Origin of the sequence: Phreatobacter oligotrophus (genome assembly GCF_003046185.1) — a bacterium.
Lineage (GTDB): Bacteria > Pseudomonadota > Alphaproteobacteria > Rhizobiales > Phreatobacteraceae > Phreatobacter > Phreatobacter oligotrophus.
Genome location: NZ_PZZL01000055.1, coordinates 1 through 2,477 on the forward strand (window position 1 = coordinate 1; position 2,477 = coordinate 2,477).

Here is a 2,477-nt window from a genome sequence, read left to right on the forward strand (position 1 = left end):
GTGTGAATCGGCACGCAATATTGACCCCCTGAGAGAGGGGATCGGCGTTCAATTTTGACCCCTTTGGCCCATGAGCTTCGCCGTTCTTTTTGAGCGGTGGAGGGGGGATGAAGGGCGTGGACACGATCGCGCGGGTTCGACGTGAGTTCCATCAGCGCAAGCGCTCGATCAAGCAGATCGCTCGTGAGCTGCACATCTCGCGGAACACGGTCCGCAAGATCTTGCGTTCGGATGCGACGGCGTTCAGCTACGAACGGGAACGTCAGCCTTTGCCGAAGATTGGCCCCTGGAAGGGCGAACTGGACCGGATGCTTTTTGCCAATGAAGGCAAGGCTGCCCGAGAACGCCTGACGCTGATCCGGATCTATGAGGAACTGCAGGGGCTGGGCTTTGCCGGCGGCTACGATGCCGTACGACGCTACGCCAGGAGCTGGGACCGCGAGCGTGGGGCGATGACGGCGGAGGCCTTCGTACCGTTGGTCTTCGCTCCGGGAGAGGCCTACCAGTTCGACTGGAGCCACGAGGTCGTCCTGATCAACAACGTCACGGTGACGGTGAAGATTGCTCATGTTCGGCTTTGCCATAGCCGGATGTTCTTCCTGCGCGCCTATCCGCGCGAGACCCAGGAAATGGTCTTCGATGCCCATGACCGTGCGTTCGCCTTCTTCCGGGGGACGTGCCAGCGCGGCATCTACGACAACATGAAGACGGCCGTGGACACGGTCTTCGTTGGGAAGGACCGCGGCTATAACCGGCGCTTCCTGCAAATGTGCTCGCATTACCTGATCGATCCCACCGCTTGCACGCCGGCGGCGGGTTGGGAGAAGGGGCAGGTCGAGAACCAGGTCGGGCTGGTACGCGAACGCTTCTTCACACCGAGACTGCGGGTGAAGAGCTATGGCGAGCTGAACGACTTCCTGATGGACCGCTGCGTTGCCTATGCGCGGGCTCATAAACATCCTGAATTGGCCGACCGGACGATCTGGGAGGTGTTTGAGGACGAGCGGCCAAGGCTGGTGCCTTTGCGCGGCACCTTCGACAGCTTCCACGCGACGACGGCGTCCGTCTCGCGGACCTGCCTGGTGCGGTTCGACAACAACAAATACTCCGTCGACTCCCGCGCAGTGGGCCGTCCGGTCGAGATCTGCGCCTATGCGGACCGCATCGTCATCAAGCAGGACGGCGCGGTGATCGCCGAGCACGCCCGCAGCTTTGGCCGAAATGAGACTGTCTACAATCCTTGGCACTACGTCCCGGTCCTGGCCCGCAAACCCGGCGCACTGCGGAATGGCGCACCCTTCAAGGATTGGGTCATGCCGGCAGCCATGGAGCGCGTGCGGCGGAAGCTGAAGGGCTCTGATGGTGACCGCCAGATGGTGCAGATCCTCACGGCGGTGATGGACGACGGCGTAACGGCGGTCGATGCGGCCTGCGCCGAGGCTCTGGCCGAGGGGGTCTACTCCGCAGACGTGATCCTCAACATCCTGGCCCGATCGCGCGACCCGGCTCCGGCCGCGACCATCATGACCCCTGAGGCGCTCAGGCTGACCCACATGCCGCAAGCCGACTGCCATCGCTACGACAGCCTGAGGAGGACTGCCAATGGAGCGTCACGAACTGTTCGACCTGATGGGGGAGTTGAAGCTCTACGGCATGAGGAGCGCCTACGATGAGGTGATGGCCGCTGGCATCAAGCGCCAACACGAACCACCCCGGATCGTCGGGGAACTTCTGACCGCCGAGATCAACGAAAAGACGGCACGATCGATCAAATACCAGATGACGATCGCCAAACTCCCCCTTGCCAAGGACCTCGGCGACTTCGTCTTTGAGGGTTCGCCCGTCAATGAGGCGCTGGTGCGAGACCTTGCGACCGGCGCCTTCCTGGACGCCCAGCGCAATGCGGTCCTGATCGGGGGGACCGGCACCGGGAAGACCCATCTTGCGATTGCCATTGCCAGGGCGTGCATCCGTGCCGGCGCCCGTGGCCGCTTCTTCAACACGGTCGATCTGGTGAACCGGCTCGAGAGCGAGGCCCGCAACGGCCGGCAAAGCCGCACTGCAGACCTCCTGACCCGAATGGACCTCGTCGTCCTCGACGAACTCGGCTACCTGCCGTTTGCGCAGGCTGGAGGCCAATTGCTCTTCCACCTCATCAGCCGCCTCTATGAGCGAACCTCGGTGATCGTGACCACCAACCTTGCCTTCGGCGAATGGCCCTCCGTCTTTGGTGACGCCAAGATGACGACCGCGCTGCTCGATCGCCTCACGCATCACTGCGAGATCATCGAAACCGGAAACGAAAGCTGGCGCTTCAAGAGCCGCGCCTGATCAGCAAACCGCGATCATTGCCCTATCGACCCGCGGTCGCCCCGACTGCGCAATCCCGACCAGCTGCGTCGGGGCGTCCGCTGCCATACTGCAAGGGGGTCAACTTTGGACGCCGACAAGGGGTCAACTTTGGGCGCCGATTGACA

2 protein-coding genes are annotated in these 2,477 nt (G+C 62.7%); both read left to right on the forward strand.

The window, feature by feature from the left end; all coding sequences use genetic code 11:
• The first annotated feature begins 107 nt into the window (after positions 1 to 107).
• The gene (gene istA, locus C8P69_RS23300) at positions 108 to 1,673 is read left to right on the forward strand and encodes an IS21 family transposase (RefSeq protein WP_108179809.1); all 1,566 of its coding nucleotides are present in this window, start codon (positions 108 to 110) and stop codon (positions 1,671 to 1,673) included.
• Positions 1,603 to 2,331, forward strand: coding sequence for an IS21-like element helper ATPase IstB (istB, locus tag C8P69_RS23305; protein WP_108179810.1), 729 nt, complete (start codon positions 1,603 to 1,605; stop codon positions 2,329 to 2,331). The genes istA and istB overlap by 71 nt, the downstream gene beginning before the upstream one ends.
• The last annotated feature ends 146 nt before the right edge of the window (positions 2,332 to 2,477 follow it).